Genomic DNA, 17,948 nt, shown 5'->3' on the forward strand with positions numbered 1-17,948 from the left:
TACTTTTGATGAAAACTAATTTTTGAAGTATATTTGCGCACCGTTTTTATAAATAATAATGAAAACTGCCTTGAACGCTTCAGAAAAAACAATTTCACTTACCTCTTTATTTGCGGATTTTAAAGGAATCACCAAAGCAGGACTGGCTATTAGTGTTGTCTTTTCGTCTATAGTAGGCTATTTATTAGGGGTTTCTGATGAAACGCCTTTTAGTTGGGTTACTTTTATACTGCTTGGAATTGGTGGCTATTGTATGGTGGGCGCTTCCAATGTGTTTAATCAGATTATCGAAAAAGATCTGGATGCGTTGATGGATCGTACCAAGAACAGACCGCTTCCTTCCGGGAGAATTTCCAAACAAACAGCCTTTGTTTTAGGAGGGATACTAACCGTTGTCGGGATTGCAATTCTGTATTCGATCAATCCGAAAACCGCTATGTTTGGTGCGATATCCATTTTTTTATATACCAGTGTATATACGCCCTTGAAAACCATGACGCCACTTTCGGTGTTTGTGGGCGCTTTTCCGGGGGCAATTCCGTTTATGTTGGGATGGGTGGCCGCGACCAACGAGTTTGGCATCGAAGCCGGAACACTTTTTCTGATCCAGTTTTTCTGGCAGTTCCCGCATTTCTGGGCTATCGGATGGTTTTTGTATAAAGACTACGAAAAAGCCGGGTTCTTTATGTTGCCAACAGGAAAACAAGATAAGAAAACAGCTTTGCAAACGATATTGTATACGGTTTGGTTGATTATTGCTTCTTTGATTCCGGTTGTCGGTTTTACAGGCGATTTAAAGCTGAGTTATGTGGCTGCCGGTTTTGTATTGCTTTTGGGACTTTGGATGTTGTACTTTGCAGTGAAATTATACCGGGAAATGGACGAAAAAGCAGCGCGCAAGTTAATGCTGGTGAGTGTTTCGTATATTTCGTTGCTGCAATTGGTGTATGTTATAGATAAATTTTTACGATAGTAGAGTATGAGTACGACAGATAGTATAAAAATGTCAGTTGAAGAACATAACGAAAGAAAAGCAAAATCATATAAAATGATGCTTTGGTTCGCGATGATCAGCATTGTGATGGTGTTTGCAGGGTTAACAAGTGCCTATGTGGTGAGTAAGTCCAGACCAGATTGGTTAAAGGATTTTACCTTGCCAAGTGCTTTTATCGCCAGTACGGTAGTGATGTTGCTGAGTAGTGTGACGTTTCATCTGGCTAAAAAAGCCATTCAAAAAGATAATAGAAAAGCAACGACCAATTTGTTATGGCTAACATTGGCTTTGGGGATTACTTTTGTGGTCCTACAATTTGAAGGTTTTGCACAGGTTATCGAAAGCGGCTATTTTTTTACCGGAAGTGAGAGTACGATCACAACTTCGTTTTTATACGTGGTGGTGATTGTCCATCTGGCCCACTTATTCGGGGGTTTAGTAGCACTTTTGATCATAATTTATAATCATTTTAAACAAAAATACAATTCAGGTCAAACCCTTGGTATAGAGCTTGGTGCGATGTTTTGGCACTTTCTTGATTTTCTTTGGGTGTATTTGTTTTTATTTTTCTATTTCTACAAATAGAAAAAAAATGTAAATTTGGGAACTTTTTAACTAATTACTTTATAATGGGAGCGACAGTTACTACAACAGCTACTAATGGAAAAACTTGGGACGGCGGTAATGAGCCGATGGGAGCAAGTTATGGTAAGATGATGATGTGGTTTTTCATCGTATCGGATGCCTTGACTTTTTCTGGATTTCTAGCAGCCTACGGTTTTTCAAGATTTAAATTTATAGAATCCTGGCCTATTGCAGACGAGGTTTTTAATCACTTCCCGTTCATGCATGGCGTTGATGCACCGATGTATTATGTGGCATTGATGACATTTATTTTGATTTTCTCATCTGTAACCATGGTATTGGCGGTTGATGCAGGACATCATATGAAAAAAACAAAAGTAGCCGTTTACATGCTTTTAACCATCATTGGTGGTTTTATCTTCCTGGGATCTCAGGCATGGGAATGGAAAAACTTTATCCAGGGTACTTACGGGGCTGTGGAAACTAAAGGAGGTTTAATCCTTCAGTTCGTCGATAAAGACGGAAAAAGAGTAGCGTTGGGTGATTTTGCTGCGCACCTTCCTAAAGAAAGAGAACAATTAACCCGAAATAAAGGGGTTTGGTATATGAGTGATTCACATGCTACTCCTAACTATTCTGTAGAACAGGTTGTAGAAGGATTCAAAGCCAATCCGGATCTATTGATTCGTTCGGAATTCAATACTAAAGACAAAACGAAAACGGTATTGTCGAGAGAAGAATCATTGAAAAAATTAAATGACGTGAAATATGTTGTGGAAGGGGCTAACCTGATCCGTAACGAGTATGGTCATAAATTATTTGCTAACTTCTTCTTCTTTATTACAGGTTTCCACGGATTCCACGTATTTACCGGAGTATTGATCAACATCTTGATTTTCTTTAATGTGATCTTAGGTACCTACGAGAAAAGAAGAAGTTATGAAATGGTTGAAAAAGTTGGATTGTACTGGCACTTTGTAGATTTAGTTTGGGTGTTCGTATTTACATTCTTCTATTTAGTTTAATTGATTTAAAAGAATAAGTATATCATGGCACATACCGCGCACGAATCAAATACAAAAAGAATATGGGTTGTTTTCGGAATCCTGTCCGTAATTACAATCATCGAAGTTATTTTAGGTATCGATAAACCAAAAGCATTATACATGACAAACCTATTGTCTATGAATTTGCTTAACTGGATTTTCATTATCTTAACCGTTGTGAAAGCTTACTATATCATGTGGGCCTTCATGCACCTTGAAGGAGAAAAAGGAAGTTTCAGATGGTCGATTGTTGGACCACTGGTTTTTTTAATTATCTATTTAGTGTTCATCTTACTGGTAGAAGGTAATTATATCTTTGATGTGTTTAAAAATTCCGATTACAGATGGATTTTTTAATAGCATATTAAATTATAAAAAAGGCGGTTATTCAACCGCCTTTTTTTAATTTTGTGAAGACTAAAATTCAGGTGTATCCCATGAAAAAATATATTGTTCTCACCGTTCTTTTTGCATTGCCTATCTGTGCGTATCTGTTCTTCGCATCCGGCGTAAACAGTTTTGCAAAATTGCCTACCGTAACACCCAATATCAAGGAGCTTTCCAACTGGAAATCGCTTGATGGCGATACTGTTCGTCTAAAAGATAAAATCACGATTCTGGGATTCCCCGGATCCGAAATCCTGTTCAATAAAGGGGATGCCTTTAATCTCGATCAGAAAATCTATAATAAAAACAGAGAGTTTGCCGATTTTCAGGTGGTGATGATTGCGCCCGAAGGAACCGAAGAGCAGGCGCGTCAGTTAAAAACGGAATTAAGCGGAATTTCCGATCTAAAAGTGTGGCATTATGTATTTGCTAAACCGGAAGAGATTCAAGCTTATTACGACGCGCTGAAACTGGTTGGAAAGCTGGATAAAAACCTACGTACGCCAAATGTTTTTATTATCGATAAAGACCTCAACCTAAGAGGGCGTAAAGGCAAGAATAAAAAAGGAGAAGAAGAATACAAAGAAGGGTATAATACCATTTCGGCTGCCGATTTGCACAATGAAATGAGTGACGATGTGAAAATCATCCTGGCCGAATACCGACTGGCGCTGAAAAAGAATAACAAACGCAAAATATAATCCGCATTACTCTAAATAGTTTACCTCATGAAAAACAAATCGTATATCGGAATTTCATTTATCGTACTGATCTTCGGGATCTGGGCGGTGCCGAAAATCCTGGCCAAATTTCAAAAAGCAGATTTAGTAACCATCGGACCGGTGCCGAAGTTTGAACTAACCGATCAGAACAATAAAAAAATAAGCAATGCCGATTACCTCGGAAAAGTATACGTGGTGGAATTCTTCTTTTCGACTTGTCCGACGATTTGCCCGATTATGAATCAGAATATGCTGAAACTACAGGAAGAGTTTTACGGAAATCCAAGTTTCGGAATTGCCTCTATTACGATCGATCCGGAACACGATACACCGGCGGTTTTAAAAGCACACGCCGATCAGTTGGGGGTGAAGAATTACAATTGGCATTTCCTTACCGGTGATAAAAAATATATTTACGATCTGGCGTTAAAAGGATTTAACCTATATGCCGGGGAAAACGACAAACAGGCGGGCGGATTTGAACATTCCGGTTTGTTTGCGTTAATCGACAAAGAAGGAAATATCCGTTGTCGAAAAGATAGTTTTGATAACCCTATTTTGTATTACGATGGTTTGGAAGAAGCGGGAATTAAAGCGATAAAAGAAGATATTAAGAAATTGCTAGAAGAATAAGTATAATGGAAAATTCAGTAGAAAAAAAATACAATAAATGGATTGTGGTGCTTTCGGTAGCGATACCGTTAGTAGTGGCGTTGTTGTTTGGTGTTAACCTTAGAAAATTAGGCTATGATGTACAGCCGTTATCTTTTTTACCGCCTATTTACGCGACGATCAACGGAATAACAGCGGTTTTATTGGTTGCGGCGGTTTGGGCGATTAAAAACGGCAAAAGAAGCCTGCATGAAAACCTGATGAAGGTGGCGATTGCCTGTTCGGTAGCCTTTCTGGCGATGTATGTGGCCTATCATATGACATCCGATTCAACGAAGTTCGGAGGCGAAGGTGCGATCCGCTATATTTATTATTTTATTTTGGTAACACATATCCTTTTATCAGTGATCATCATTCCTTTTGTGTTGATTACCTATGTAAGGGCTTTGGCCGGTAGTTTTGAGCGACACAAAAAGATTGCGAAGATTACATTCCCGATGTGGTTGTATGTGGCGGTGACTGGTGTGATTGTTTACCTTATGATTGCTCCCTATTATGCGCATTAAGAAGACTATAAAGCCACTGTTTTTATCGATTGTGGTATTGCTAATGTCGCTAAATGCAAATGCGCAATGTGCGATGTGTCGGGCGGCTTTGGAAAGTGAAGAAGGTGGTGTAAAAGCAGAAGCCGTAAACGACGGAATTGTATACCTGATGGTGATTCCGTATGTGTTGGTTGGAGTGTTGGGTTATGCGATTTACCGATTAAAGACTAAGAAGAAACAGAGATAAAGAAATGTTATATTATTGGATAAAGCCGGATTTTATCACTTAAATAAATTAAAAAGTGATAAAACTCCGGCTTTTCTGTTTTTTGATTTTTCAAATGATTTTCAAGTGACTTTATTGTTAAAATATTGTTTTTAGTATTTTAAAACTCTAAGTGTTGTGTTTTTTTTAATATTTTATAATGAAAAGCTTATCTTTTTATTAATAATTTAAATAAAAATCGGAGTTGCTATTATAATTTATATTTTTGCTGTTTTGTTTAGAAAACAGTATTAAATTTTTGATAAAATAGTAATGAAGACAACTTTTTTTGTGAAATCTTTACTGATATCGCTGATTATTCTAGGTTTTCAATCGGTTTCAGCCCAGTATAATAATGGCTTTTCCTCAAATCGATTATGGATAAAAGGCGTACAGGATCCTTTACCAACTTCTCATAACACAGGGGATAATGTTCTGCTGTTTAATTTTAATCCAACAATATTAAAAACGGAAAGTCTGTTCAAAAATAAATTGAGTGATCAATCGTCTCTTTTTGTGGTTTTTAAATCGGATGTAGAAGAAGAAAAATCTGTTTTGACACTTCAATATGGAAAAGAAAGAACGTTTGTAACCAATAAACAAATACTTAGTGATAAAGTATTGGAATATAAAGAAGTTGATTCTAAAAATGGTATTGTATTAAGTTATCTCTATGATAAAACAGAACCATTTGTAAAAAAGAAAAATACCCTTCTTTTTGATATTGTTGATGATATTCAAAATAGTAAAGACAACAAAGAACAATTGTTGGAATTTATTTATTTCCCGAAAGTCGTTAGCGCAGTAGAACGCCGTAAAATAGAAACCTATCTTTCGATAAAATACGGTATTTCCTTAAAAGGGAATTACGACTATATCAATGCTACCCACGATACGATATGGGATTATAACAAAAACAAAAGCTATAATAGTCGGGTAACCGGTATCGGTCGTGCTGATTATCAGCAATTGTATCAAAAGCAGTCCGGGAATGCAGAACATGACGGCTTATATATTGGTTTAGGGACGATTGAAAAAGAAAACAGAGCCAATAAAAATAAGCTGAAAGATAATACATATCTTATTTGGGGAGATAATAATAAGATGTCTGGTATTCCGGTTAAAAATGATGCGGGAGTACAAAAAATGGATCGAATATGGAAATCGGTTGCTTTTAATAAAATAGCACAAGACACTATTTTTACTCAGGTGCGAATCCTGAAAAAAGAAATGAAAATCGATTCTGGTCGTGCTGAAAAAGATAAATTCCTTTGGTTAGCAGTTTCAGCACAAACGGAAGGGGAATTCGATTATACTTCTGCTATTTATTACAAACAAGTAGAGACGCTAAACAATGATACTCTTCATTTCAATAAAATTCCATGGAAAGATACAGCGTTGTTTACCTTTGTAAAAGCACCGGCTTTCTTTGCCGAAATAAAAACAACAGATCCTAATTGTATCACGGCACAACAAGGTAAGATCGAAGTTAAATTTATCGGTGGTCAGGCTCCGTATAATGTGACATTATTTTCCGGAAATCTGAAAAAACAATATACTACAACAGAAACGTCTTTAATGTTGGAAGATGTTCGTCCGGGTATTTACCGTTTAACGATGGTAGATCATAATAAACAGATATTTGAAAAAGAAGCGATCGTAGAAAGTCTGGATAATCTGGATGTAAAACTTGCCGAAAAATGGTATTTAAGTACTGATGGATCAATCGATATCATGCCTATAATCACTGAAGGCAATGAAAAAGGCCTTTCTTATGAGTGGTTACATGATACTGATATAATCGCAACCGATAAAAAAGCAACCATGACTCAAACCGGAAATTATTCGCTTCGTATTCTTAATAAGGAAGGTTGTTCAAGAGTACTACCTTTTAAAGTATTGGCAAACGATAATAGTAATGGTGATCAATTGGTCCTTTATCCGAATCCGGTTGGCATTACCAGCGATTTTTCTATAATGTTTAACTTATTGGAAAAAGCCGATGCTCAGATTAAAGTATACGATTTAAACGGAAGACAAATTCGCGAGAAAAGCTTTAAAAATATAAAGTACCATACACATAAAGATAGTATTAGTGTAGAAGGAACTTATATGGTACTGATCAGTATAAATGGTGAAACATCAGCCCGAAAATTAATAGTTAGATAATACAATTACCCCTACTCATATTTATAAGCATGGATTATAGAAATACCCGTTATTCCGGAATAAAGAAAAACGTTTTTCAAACGGTTCATTATATTGTTTTGATCGGTATGCTGCACAGTACATTTGTAGCGCCCGCTCAAGGTATTTTAGAAGCCTATTTTAAGCCGTCGAACATCCAATATTATGCCGGTTCGATGGCAAAAAAACATCCGGAAAGATTATTCGGTAATTCCGATACTACAACTTTGTCTAATCAAGTCGGACAAATTAAAACGGAACCGATTCGTGTATCGGATGATATTTCAACAGTAAAAACAGTAACGACGGCTGTAAAGCAATGGGTAGCAGATATCCCGTCGGGAATTATCGGAAGTACAAAAGAAATGCCGATGGATAGCCCTTCGGATAATGTTTTTAAATTCAATATCGATGCGTTGCCGGATAGCCGTGATTATAATGTCTATCTGAAATATGATGTATATGGTGTAGACGGTGTTAATGCCGTATCAAGATCCATTAACGACCGTTTGGCAACGGGTGGTTATATTGTTAAAGAAACTAAAAATTGGAGCCAACAAAAAGAAGAGATCGATGGGGATTGGTTAAAAAATGGAGAGAACAAAGTTGTTTTTGCTACTCCGGAACGATCAACCTACCAATACAGCATTAAAAATGTGACGATTGCAGTTGAGAAAAAGAAACCGTTAGAAATCGCACCGACGGTCGTTGTACATAACTCAGATATTACACTGTCAAAAGATAATAAAATCTATATTAAGGGATTTTTAAAGGGAAAAGAAGAAGCGATTGCTAAAGTAACCGCTAATGGAAAAGCATTGCGCTATACTAACGGTGAATTCGAAGGATTTATCGAGTTAAGTGACCGTATTAAAAAAGATCAGCTTGTTGTGATCAAAGCGGAAGATGAAGAGGGATTAATCGGACAGGAATTACTTACCGTTGGTTATCTTTTAGAAGCCGATCAGTATTTTGAAATCGAAAAAACGAAAGATTTTATAACCAATCGTTTTGAAGCCTACAAAGGCGGTATGTTTGCCATATCTGGAGCTAAAATTACCGTACCGGACAGTGCATTGGTAAAATCCAGATTGGTTTCGATTCGGGAGTTACGAAAAATAGATATCGTTCCGTTAGGTTCAGGATTGATCAACGTAACAAAAGGCGGGAAGGCCTATCGTTTTTTACCGGATGGAACAAAATTTGAAAAACCCGTAAAAATTGCATTGGAATATGATAGTCTGCTAATCCCGAAAGGATATACAGCTGCCGATATTAAAACTTTTTATTTTGATACCCAACAAAAAAGATGGATTGAAGTACAAAGAGATCAGGTAGATACGGAAGCAAAAAGTATTGTCTCCGAAACAACCCATTTTACAGATTATATCAACGGAATCATTCAGGTGCCGGAAAGTCCGCAGTCGACAGCATTTGCGCCCACCATGATGAATGATATAAAAGCCGCAGATCCATCAGCAGAAATCACAATGATGAGTCCACCGCAGGCATCATACGACGGTAATGCGAACGTAAGTTATCCGATCAAAATACCGGCCGGAAGAAAAGGAATGCAACCTAATCTTGCCGTACAATATAGCAGCGAATCCAAGGGTGGATGGTTAGGAGAAGGGTGGAATATTTCTGTTCCGGCGATCACATTAGATACCCGTTGGGGAGTTCCGCTTTTTGATGTGCAAAAAGAAACGGAAATTTATACATTGGCAGGAGAGCAGTTAATGTATCCGAAAATGGCCAACGGAGAAGACTATATGCCGAACCGACATATGGATGCCGGTACAGCATCAAACGGATCAACGGTATATAGTACCGAAAAACAGTTACGTTCCTATGCTTTATCCGCAAATAAAAAAGCATTTTCATTTAGAAAGAAAACGGATAATACATTAGTTGAAAGATTTGGTTCAACACCTGCAAATTACTTTTGGAAAGTAACGGCAACCGATGGGACTGTAAGTTGGTATGGTGGAAAAGATGGAGCAATAGTCGATAATGCGGTTATTAAAAATGATAATAATAATATCGTGCATTGGGCGCTTTATATGACGGAAGATGTAAATGGAAACCGAATAAAGTATGTATATGATAATTTTAACCTTGGAGTCCAGTCAGGTGATAATGCAATTCTTACAGGTGGGAGAGTTTTTAATATAAAAAATATTTATTACACCGGTAAAGGAGGAGACGATGGAAAATACCGTGTCGATTTTACAAATGAGACAAATGTAATAAGACCAGATGTGTCTGTAAACAATAGACTGGGAATTAAGCAGATTAATGTATACCGATTGAAAAAGATTGATGTTCTATATAATACAGCATCGATAAGAAGCTATGACTTTGTATATGCGATTGGAAAGTTCAATAAATCATTGCTTAAGACAATTACTGAAAAAGATGCAACGGGACAGATAGCCTATTCTCATAATTTAATGTATTATGATGATTTAGAGAATACCAATTTGTTCAATCAGGGAGTAAAAGTACAGGTCCCGGAAATCGCACCGAATTACCAACTTAGTTTTGGTAATATGCTGAATGCATCAAAAATGAATTCTTCTCAAAATGTTGATAAAGGATGGGAAGTAGAACCGTCTTTAGGGATTCAGTTAAGGTTTTGGAGCATCAGTCAGAATCCGTCGCCTACCTTTATGTTTGGTTTTCCGTTTGGTGAATCTACAACAAAAGAGGTTGGAAAAGTGACTTTAGTTGATATTGATGGAGATGGATTAGAAGATGTGGTATATCAAAAAAGTGATGGACTTTGGTATCTTGGGCATAAAGTTCGGGACTATGATACAACGGAACATTATTTTGATTCCGCCAAAAAAATAAATAAAGCGGGAGAATTTTTTAGAAGTGAGGGTACATCTAAGAACAAGTTTTTAGAAGGATGGAATTTTAAGTTCCAGTTGTTTGGAGCACCATTCTTTTTCGGAACAAAACGATTTAAAAGTAGTTCGGAAACCATTACCTATTTTACAGACGCGAACCATGATGGTTTAATTGACATTGTAAGTAATGGAGTGGTGTATTTTAACCGACTGGATAGTAATGAAACACCAACGTTTTATGCTTCCAGTGAGCTAACACCAAATATGGTAATCACTGCCGATCCAGGTATAAGACCAAATGAAGAGCCAGATCCAGATGATCAGCAGATGGATGTGATGACGGATTATGATGTCGTACGGGTATGGGTATCACCAGCTAGTGGACATGTTATAATAAGAGACCGAATTTCTCTACAAGGAAATAACCCTGAAGATAAGGCAGTCTATTCTATTGAAGTATTAGGAGGAAGAAACATCGGTTACAGACTTTATTTAAAAGAATTAACAGCTGCTCAACCACCGGTAGATGTATTGATTACAGATGATAATGTCCCTTTAGGGGCAGACTTTCTCAATAATAATGGAGTATTAGCAGTTGATAAAAATGTTAAATTCTATTTTAGGCTACATAAAAATACAAATGGCTCTAATGCCGTTTTAAATTCAAATCCTAGTATAGAGTTTGTTGATGAATTTGGAGTGCCGATGGGGCCGCTTTTAGATCCGAACGGAATCGATAATAATAGAAGTAACTATGCAGATTCTTTTATTTTGAGTAAGGAGGACGAAACGGAATTACCAGGGACAGGAACTGTTAAATTTGAGTGGTCCAATTTTACAGTGGCGAATATGTCGGATGATGTGACTTATAAAATTGTAAAATATACGTATGATCTGACTAATCTTCAAGCACAACCGTTGGAGGAGGTGATCTATCAGAAAATTTGCCCGCAAAACTCGAGTACGGTTGTGTCAATGGCAGGGAATACAATGGCTATAGATGTTAGTAACTACGTCATGTCTAATCTCTCAAATAACCAACAAGTTGTTTTTAAATTATTTGTAGAATCTGATTCTAACGTAAAATGGAAAGCAATTGAATGGAAACCAAAATTCACCTATATCCCTGATGCCAATGCAATTACTGGGGGAGTGGTAAATCGAAGCGTCTATAAATATCCGATAGTCAAATATTCAATATATAGAGGATACACAAGTAAATATCGTTTAGGTCCCAATCATAACAATGTATATGGCAGACCTATAATTTGGAATGTGCCTAATACGGTTCAGACCTATGGTTTAAAAATTAATAATATGTTGGAAAGTAATCCAGCTTATCCGTTTACAAATGAAGATAATGGTTCTTTCCTGATGGTAGTAAAGAAAAATGGAAAATATATAGCGAAAAGAAAAATAACGATCCAAAATGGAACAGTCAATGTTTCAAATAATAATGACCCCATCCCTCTTTATACTGGAAATATAAACAGTATTGCGACACCGGTTGATATAAACGTAGAGTTTTATGTTGATGGTGCGCAAAATGATGAGCTTTTTGTAAAATGGAGAGGGTTGGTGCAGAGTCACTATGAGTCTTATATAGCGCCAGATGGTGTTACAATAGTAACAACTTATAAAGATAGAGGTTCGTTAATTTATATTGGTTATGATTGGTCATTACCCTATCAAACTGGATCTTATTATAATCGTGAAGTTCCTTATAGCGCTTACTATACCAGTAAAAGCTATGGAAATTCTCAATATCAATATTGGGGAGAAATATTCAGGTATTCTTTAGAACATTTAGGCTCATTGCATAATGGATGGGGACAGTTTTTGTACAACGAAAATCATGATCCAAATCCCAATACACGATCAGATAGTTATGGAAAACTACTTAATCATAGTGTAATTGCCAATCCGATGTTAGGAATGTCTACCGATATATTGGCAGATATGGGCATTGATACCAGTCAGTGTGATAATGCTCCGGATCCAGGAGCCTGTATACAAGGGGTGTTGACTTCGGCGTTTAATTTGCCGAATGAAAATACTGATTTTTCACAGTATAGCATTCAGGATTTACAAGCGTTGGGTGATTTATTAAACCAGTTTTCGATTAATCCGCCAGCTATTTGTTTATTGGAAGCAAAGCCAACGCGAAATGTGAATGAAAATAACCAAATGATTGAGAAATGGGAAGGTTTTTTTGATACCACATATTCCAGTGCAACGACTATGCGGGCTGGTGATTTTACAACATCGTCTTTTGGAGATATGTTTAATGAAGACGACAGTCATACTCATTTTACAGAGCAAGCGGATATGAATACAGGTATGTTTGCTATTAACAAACAGCATCAAAGTGCATCAAGATCGTATACTGTAGGTTGGGGACCGATTAACTTTAGTCGTAGTAGCTTGAATGATGAGGGATATAGCCAATCAACACGTGAGTTTATGGACTTGAATGGTGACGGATACCCGGAAATATTTCTAACAGACAATCTACAAACAACAACTATGACGGGTGGACATAGAAGCCCGTCGGGAGATCCCGGTTTTGGACATATATCGGTTAGTCATAGTGAAAATAATGGCTTTACCTTAGCTAAAGGATCTATTATTGCAGGGAATAAGAGTACCGGATCCGATTCAAATAGTGATAGCAATGGAAGAGGGGGGGAAGAAAAAAGAGCAATGAATATTGGGAAACCTTCTGATAGAATTGGAGTGTCGGTGAGTCTGGATGGAGATAATCACGGTGAAAACTTTTGGCAGGATGTTAACGGTGACGGATTGCCCGACAGAATTAATATCGATGGCAATGTTTTTAGAGTCCAGTTAAATAAAGGAACAATAGGACAAACGGTATTTGAAAATGCTAATTATAGAAACCTAACATCATATATGAGTACACCAAGTCCGTTGGGAGTAAGTTTAGGTTTTAGTATTGATGGAATGGTTTCAGGCTTATTACAATCTGTACCGCTAGAATTTAGTATTGATATAGGAGCTAGTAGAAATGGAAATAACACAAGAGTTACTTTTGAGGATGTTAATAATGACGGACTTGTAGATATAATTACAAGTAATGGGGTGCGTTTTAATGAAGGGACCCGATTCTCAGATACGGTTTATCCAATCACAGTAAATCTGAATAATGACTCTCAAAGTACTGCTTTATCCATTGCCGGACAGGTAGCCATGTTTTCCCATTTTACAATCTGTTGTAAATTTCTGTTTGTTTATTTTCCTATCCTACATTTTAAATGGGGAGCTAGTGTAGGAGGTAATGCCAATCTTGCGATTACTGAAAACCTGAAGTCATACAGAGATTTTAATAAAGACGGGTTTACCGATATGGTAGCCAAAGACGGAGGGGATTTTATAGTTTATCACTCTAATATTAAAAGAACCAACTTGTTAAAAACAGTTCAGAATCCATTAGGAGGAACTTTTACAGTTGACTATACACCGAAACCGGTTGATTATAACAACCCGCATTCCCGATGGGTAATGTCCGGTCTTGTAATTCATGACGGAAAAACATTGGCTAATGAAGGAGTTGATATTTATAGAAAAAGTTTCGAATACGAAAGAGGACGTTATGACAGACGAGAAAGAGAGTTCTATGGTTACGGAATCGTAAGAACGCTTGATTATAAACCAAATGAACAAGCGTACAGAACTACGATAGCGGAATACCATAACGATAATTATTTCTTAAAAGGATTGGTGAAGAAATCGTATGTAAAAAAAGGCCCTTATTATGGTACAGCCAGCGGTCCTGTATTCTCACAAATGGAGAATTTCTATGAGTTAAGAAAGATATTAGCTAACGGGCAGATGGATACCAATTCTTCATTACCGTTAACATTTGACGTGGGTGGTAAAGAAGGTAGAAGACAGGCCGGTGTTGTAATGGTTAAAACCCGAAATGAGGTTTATGAATTAGGTACAAATACAATTGTTTCGGAAAGTCGTATGAAATATGACGGTTACGGAAGGGTGACTGATTATATAAATGATGGTGATCTGGCAACAACAGCTGATAATTATTCGTCTACGGTTTCTTATCATAATGATGCTGTTTTAGTCGCTAAAAATATCTTGAATGTTCCGAAAGAGATTAAGGTGTTCGATTCCAGTAGCGGTTCATCTGTATTAAAACGAAGAAGAATAACGGATGAAATCAACCCGAATACAGGAGCAATCGGAGCGATTCTGGCCTATAAAGACGCGGGTAGTTTTGTAAAGACCACTATGGAATATGATGGTTTTGGTAATCTTACACGGGTGGAATTCCCTCGAAATCATAATAACCAGGCTTTCTGGTATATGTACGGGTATGATACAGCAACCAATAAGTATGTGACGCAGATCGATGATGCCTTTGGTTATTATTCGACTACAGAATACGATCCGAAATTTGATAAAGTATTGGAGACTATCGATATTGGTGGTAGTATTGCGCAATATCAATATGATACCTTTGGTCGACTAGTTACAGTAAAAGGACCGAAAGAACTCGTTGCGGCCATTTCGGATTATACGATTAAATTTAAATATTATCCTACTCACGCGGATTTAGGAGCTAACCCATGTGTTTCAAGTACCGACTTCCTTCCGGTAGCGGTAACAACGCATTATGACGAACAACACGATCCGAATGCGATTGAAACGTTTACGTTTATGGATGGATTGGGAAGACCAATGCAGGTGAAAAAAGATATTGAAATCAATACTGGAACAATCGATAAGCCGGTGTATGAAGAAGCGATGTCGGTTTCCGGATGGGTGTATTACGATGATTACGGAAGAGGAATCCGACAGTATAATCCTACTTATGAAGGTAAGAGTTGTGCGGTAAATTATAAGATTAACCAACAGGTGGTTCCGTATTTCTCGAAAACGGAATACGACGAATTGGATCGTGTGGTAAAAACTACCGATCAGGATGGTAAAGAAGCGACAATGACGTATACCGTCGATACAGATCAAAATGGTAGTATGGCATTGAAAACGAGATCGGTTACCGACCAAAACGGATCGCAAGAAGTGATATCGGAAATTTTTAAAGATATCAACGGAAGAGTGAATATGACTAAGAATGTAGGGCCATCCGGCGACATCTGGACAAAATTCAACTATAATGGAATTGGCGAATTGTTGGCCTATGTTGATGCGGAAGATTTAACTACAACGTATGATTATGACGATTTGGGAAGAAAGACGGAAGTAACACATCCGGATAACGGAACAACAAAATATGCATATGACAATGCTGGTAACCTTACGAAATTGGAAACCGCTAATTTAACAAATGCCGGAACTGCTATTTCATATGAATATGAATACAACAGACCGATTAAGATTAAGTTTCCGCCAACCGCAAGTGGAGTCAATATTAGTGATGTGACCTATAAATATGGAAATGGCGGGCCGGTGACGGGTAGACTAGTCTATCAAAAAGATGCTTCGGGAGAGCAACATTTTGATTATGGTAGTATGGGCGAACTGATTTATAACAAACGTACCGTAGTAGGGCCGAATATCCCGACGCGTGTATTTGAAACGTATTTTGAATACGATAGCTGGAACCGATTAAAAAAGATGACTTATCCGGACGGAGAAAGAGTGTCATATTACTACGATCTTGGTGGAAACTTGAACCGAGTGCTAGGAAATGTAGCCAGTACAGATTACGAATATATCCAGCGAATCGATTATGATCACTATGAACAGCGAACGTATTTGTTATATGGAAATAATACGGAAACAAAATATACATATAGCCCGTCATTACGACGTTTGAGTAATCTGAATGTTAAAACAGCTGCCCAGCAGAATATGTTTAATAATAATTATGCATATGATAATGTCGGGAATGTCAGAACAATTTCAAACAATGCGCCTTATAATCCTACAAATCAATTAGGAGGAACGTATGAGCATACATTCAAATACGACAACTTAAACCGACTGACATCGGGCAGAGGAAGTTTTATAGGGTTTGTAAATCGGGAGACGAATAACAACAGTGATTATTCATCGGATATGGAGTATAATGATACGCATGGTATCAAAGTGAAAAACCAGACACATGCTGTTAATAGTTATTTGACGAATCCGGATAATACCTATAGTAATAATTACGAATATATTTCGGGATCGCATAGAGTGAAGAGTATTGTCGATTCGAATACCGGAAATATGGAAGATTTTAAATATGACTTAAACGGTAATATGACCGTACGATCAACATCGGTAGGAATGAATACTTCGATGTATTGGGATGAAAGTAACCGTTTACGCGTGGTCGATAAAGACGGTCAGATGCAACATTATATTTATGATGCTATCGGAGAGCGTATCTTAAAGGGAACTTCACGAGTGGAACAGGTGTTCGAAAATGGAACATTGGTAAACGGAAGTGGTGTAAGTTTTGAAGCCTATACGACTTATCCGAGTGCGTATGTTGTAGTCGACGGAAGAGGAGAATACAGCAAGCACTATTATGCCGGAGCGCAACGTATTGTTAGTCGAATCGGAGAAAGCGATGCAAGTATTTTTGAACGTTTGGATAAAACGGAGTTGGATATTAAAAAGCTGCAATTGGCTCAAAAAACAGATTTGGAACAAATGGTTTCAAAATCGGATAACGGAAAAGTATACTTTAAAGATTATAAACCGGAGATACTTACGAAAGAAAAAGATGGTGAGGAGCTGGAGAGTGAACGAGCCTCGCAGGTAACAGAGCAGTTCCCGTATACGGATATTTATTACTACCATCCGGATCATTTGGGATCGAGTACGTATTTAACAGATGCGAATGGAATGCCGTACCAATTTTTCTTAAATTTACCATTCGGAGAAACAATGGTGGAAATGCACAGTTTTACAGAAAACTATGCATCACCTTATAAATTTAACGGTAAAGAACTGGATAGCGAAACAGGAATGTATTATTATGGTGCCCGTTATTACGATCCAAAAATTAGTATTTGGTTAAGTGTGGATCCGTTGGCTCAGAACTATCAGGGATGGAATCCGTATAATTATACGATGCAAAACCCGATTAATTTGATTGATCCGGATGGAATGCAGTCAGTTGACCCACCAGGTTTCTTTAAGCGAATTGGGGACTGGTTTAAGAGTACATTTAAAGGTGCTAAAGAAACTGGCTACCAAGAAATAGAAAAGACAAATGATGTGGCATACACTGTTAATTTAAATGATATTGTTGTCCAGAGAAATAAAGAAACGATACCATGCAATACATGCCATCATAATTCCCAGTTAAATCCATCAATCTTGAGTGGTTTCAGTTTTCTTCGTGATATTTTTGATAGGCAAAGCGGTTACGTGCAGATGGATGGAGAAATGAAAACAGATTTTTTAGGAGACAATCCTGGAAAGAAAGGCGTGATTTATAATGCAGTTGAGTCTCCATGGGCACCTGGACCAACTTTGTATGCAACAAAATTTTCTAAAGTTTTAGAGGATATAAAATTGTTTGCGGATCTTTTTTCCACTGAAATGGAAATGACTGGAATTATGAAAAATAGGAATGATAAAGATGTACAATTTAAAACTTTTATTTATAGTGATACAGTTCGTTTGAAAACTAATAGATTCGATGATTTTGGTGGGTTTGGAGGAACTGTTAATGGTTATAAAATAAAAGAGAAAAAAGGATATATGTTTATTAATGGGAAAGATACTTTGAAACTAAAATGATAAA

10 protein-coding genes are annotated in these 17,948 nt (G+C 37.1%); all 10 read left to right on the top strand.

Annotated features, from left to right (window positions below):
• Positions 1-70 precede the first annotated feature (70 nt).
• The 10 genes from cyoE (at position 71) to ABFU83_RS17120 (ending at position 17,944) form a co-directional block, all read left to right on the top strand.
• On the top strand, positions 71-973 hold the full coding sequence (gene cyoE / locus ABFU83_RS17075; RefSeq protein ID WP_347070233.1) for a heme o synthase: 903 nt from the start codon (positions 71-73) through the stop codon (positions 971-973).
• A 6-nt stretch (positions 974-979) separates the two neighbouring features.
• Positions 980-1,579 (top strand): cytochrome c oxidase subunit 3, encoded by a 600-nt coding sequence (locus ABFU83_RS17080; RefSeq protein WP_347067701.1) that lies wholly within the window; start codon positions 980-982, stop codon positions 1,577-1,579.
• 44 nt (positions 1,580-1,623) lie between these two features.
• A complete protein-coding gene (locus tag ABFU83_RS17085) occupies positions 1,624-2,604 on the top strand; it encodes a cytochrome c oxidase subunit 3 (RefSeq protein ID WP_347067702.1) in 981 nt (326 codons plus the stop codon).
• Positions 2,605-2,628: 24 nt separating this feature from the next.
• Positions 2,629-2,982: a cytochrome C oxidase subunit IV family protein gene (locus tag ABFU83_RS17090; RefSeq protein WP_136403856.1), complete on the top strand. Its 354-nt coding sequence runs from the start codon at positions 2,629-2,631 to the stop codon at positions 2,980-2,982.
• Positions 2,983-3,062: 80 nt separating this feature from the next.
• Positions 3,063-3,713 carry a hypothetical protein gene (locus tag ABFU83_RS17095; RefSeq protein ID WP_347067704.1) on the top strand — a complete coding sequence of 217 codons (651 nt, stop codon included), beginning with the start codon at positions 3,063-3,065 and terminating at the stop codon, positions 3,711-3,713.
• Between the two features lie 27 nt (positions 3,714-3,740).
• Entirely contained in the window at positions 3,741-4,367 is a 627-nt protein-coding gene (locus tag ABFU83_RS17100; protein WP_347067706.1) for an SCO family protein, read from the top strand.
• A 5-nt stretch (positions 4,368-4,372) separates the two neighbouring features.
• Positions 4,373-4,912, top strand: a complete 540-nt coding sequence (locus ABFU83_RS17105) for a DUF420 domain-containing protein (protein ID WP_347067708.1) — start codon at positions 4,373-4,375, stop codon at positions 4,910-4,912.
• Positions 4,913-4,955: 43 nt separating this feature from the next.
• Positions 4,956-5,138: a hypothetical protein gene (locus tag ABFU83_RS17110; RefSeq protein WP_347070234.1), complete on the top strand. Its 183-nt coding sequence runs from the start codon at positions 4,956-4,958 to the stop codon at positions 5,136-5,138.
• Positions 5,139-5,429: 291 nt separating this feature from the next.
• The gene (locus ABFU83_RS17115) at positions 5,430-7,325 is read left to right on the top strand and encodes a T9SS type A sorting domain-containing protein (protein ID WP_347067709.1); all 1,896 of its coding nucleotides are present in this window, start codon (positions 5,430-5,432) and stop codon (positions 7,323-7,325) included.
• 29 nt (positions 7,326-7,354) lie between these two features.
• Entirely contained in the window at positions 7,355-17,944 is a 10,590-nt protein-coding gene (locus tag ABFU83_RS17120) for an RHS repeat-associated core domain-containing protein (RefSeq protein ID WP_347067711.1), read from the top strand.
• Positions 17,945-17,948: the final 4 nt, after the last annotated feature.

The organism is Flavobacterium sp. WV_118_3 (assembly GCF_039778605.1).
Lineage (GTDB): Bacteria > Bacteroidota > Bacteroidia > Flavobacteriales > Flavobacteriaceae > Flavobacterium.

What these genes read in the sequence shown, in the direction of transcription:
- ABFU83_RS17115 (WP_347067709.1), top strand. Translation starts at nt 5,430, where the DNA reads ATGAAGACAACTTTTTTTGTGAAATCTTTACTGATATCGCTGATTATT.
- ABFU83_RS17090 (WP_136403856.1), top strand. Translation starts at nt 2,629, where the DNA reads ATGGCACATACCGCGCACGAATCAAATACAAAAAGAATATGGGTTGTT.
- ABFU83_RS17120 (WP_347067711.1), top strand. Translation starts at nt 7,355, where the DNA reads ATGGATTATAGAAATACCCGTTATTCCGGAATAAAGAAAAACGTTTTT.
- ABFU83_RS17110 (WP_347070234.1), top strand. Translation starts at nt 4,956, where the DNA reads ATGTCGCTAAATGCAAATGCGCAATGTGCGATGTGTCGGGCGGCTTTG.
- ABFU83_RS17095 (WP_347067704.1), top strand. Translation starts at nt 3,063, where the DNA reads ATGAAAAAATATATTGTTCTCACCGTTCTTTTTGCATTGCCTATCTGT.
- ABFU83_RS17100 (WP_347067706.1), top strand. Translation starts at nt 3,741, where the DNA reads ATGAAAAACAAATCGTATATCGGAATTTCATTTATCGTACTGATCTTC.
- ABFU83_RS17080 (WP_347067701.1), top strand. Translation starts at nt 980, where the DNA reads ATGAGTACGACAGATAGTATAAAAATGTCAGTTGAAGAACATAACGAA.
- ABFU83_RS17105 (WP_347067708.1), top strand. Translation starts at nt 4,373, where the DNA reads ATGGAAAATTCAGTAGAAAAAAAATACAATAAATGGATTGTGGTGCTT.
- ABFU83_RS17085 (WP_347067702.1), top strand. Translation starts at nt 1,624, where the DNA reads ATGGGAGCGACAGTTACTACAACAGCTACTAATGGAAAAACTTGGGAC.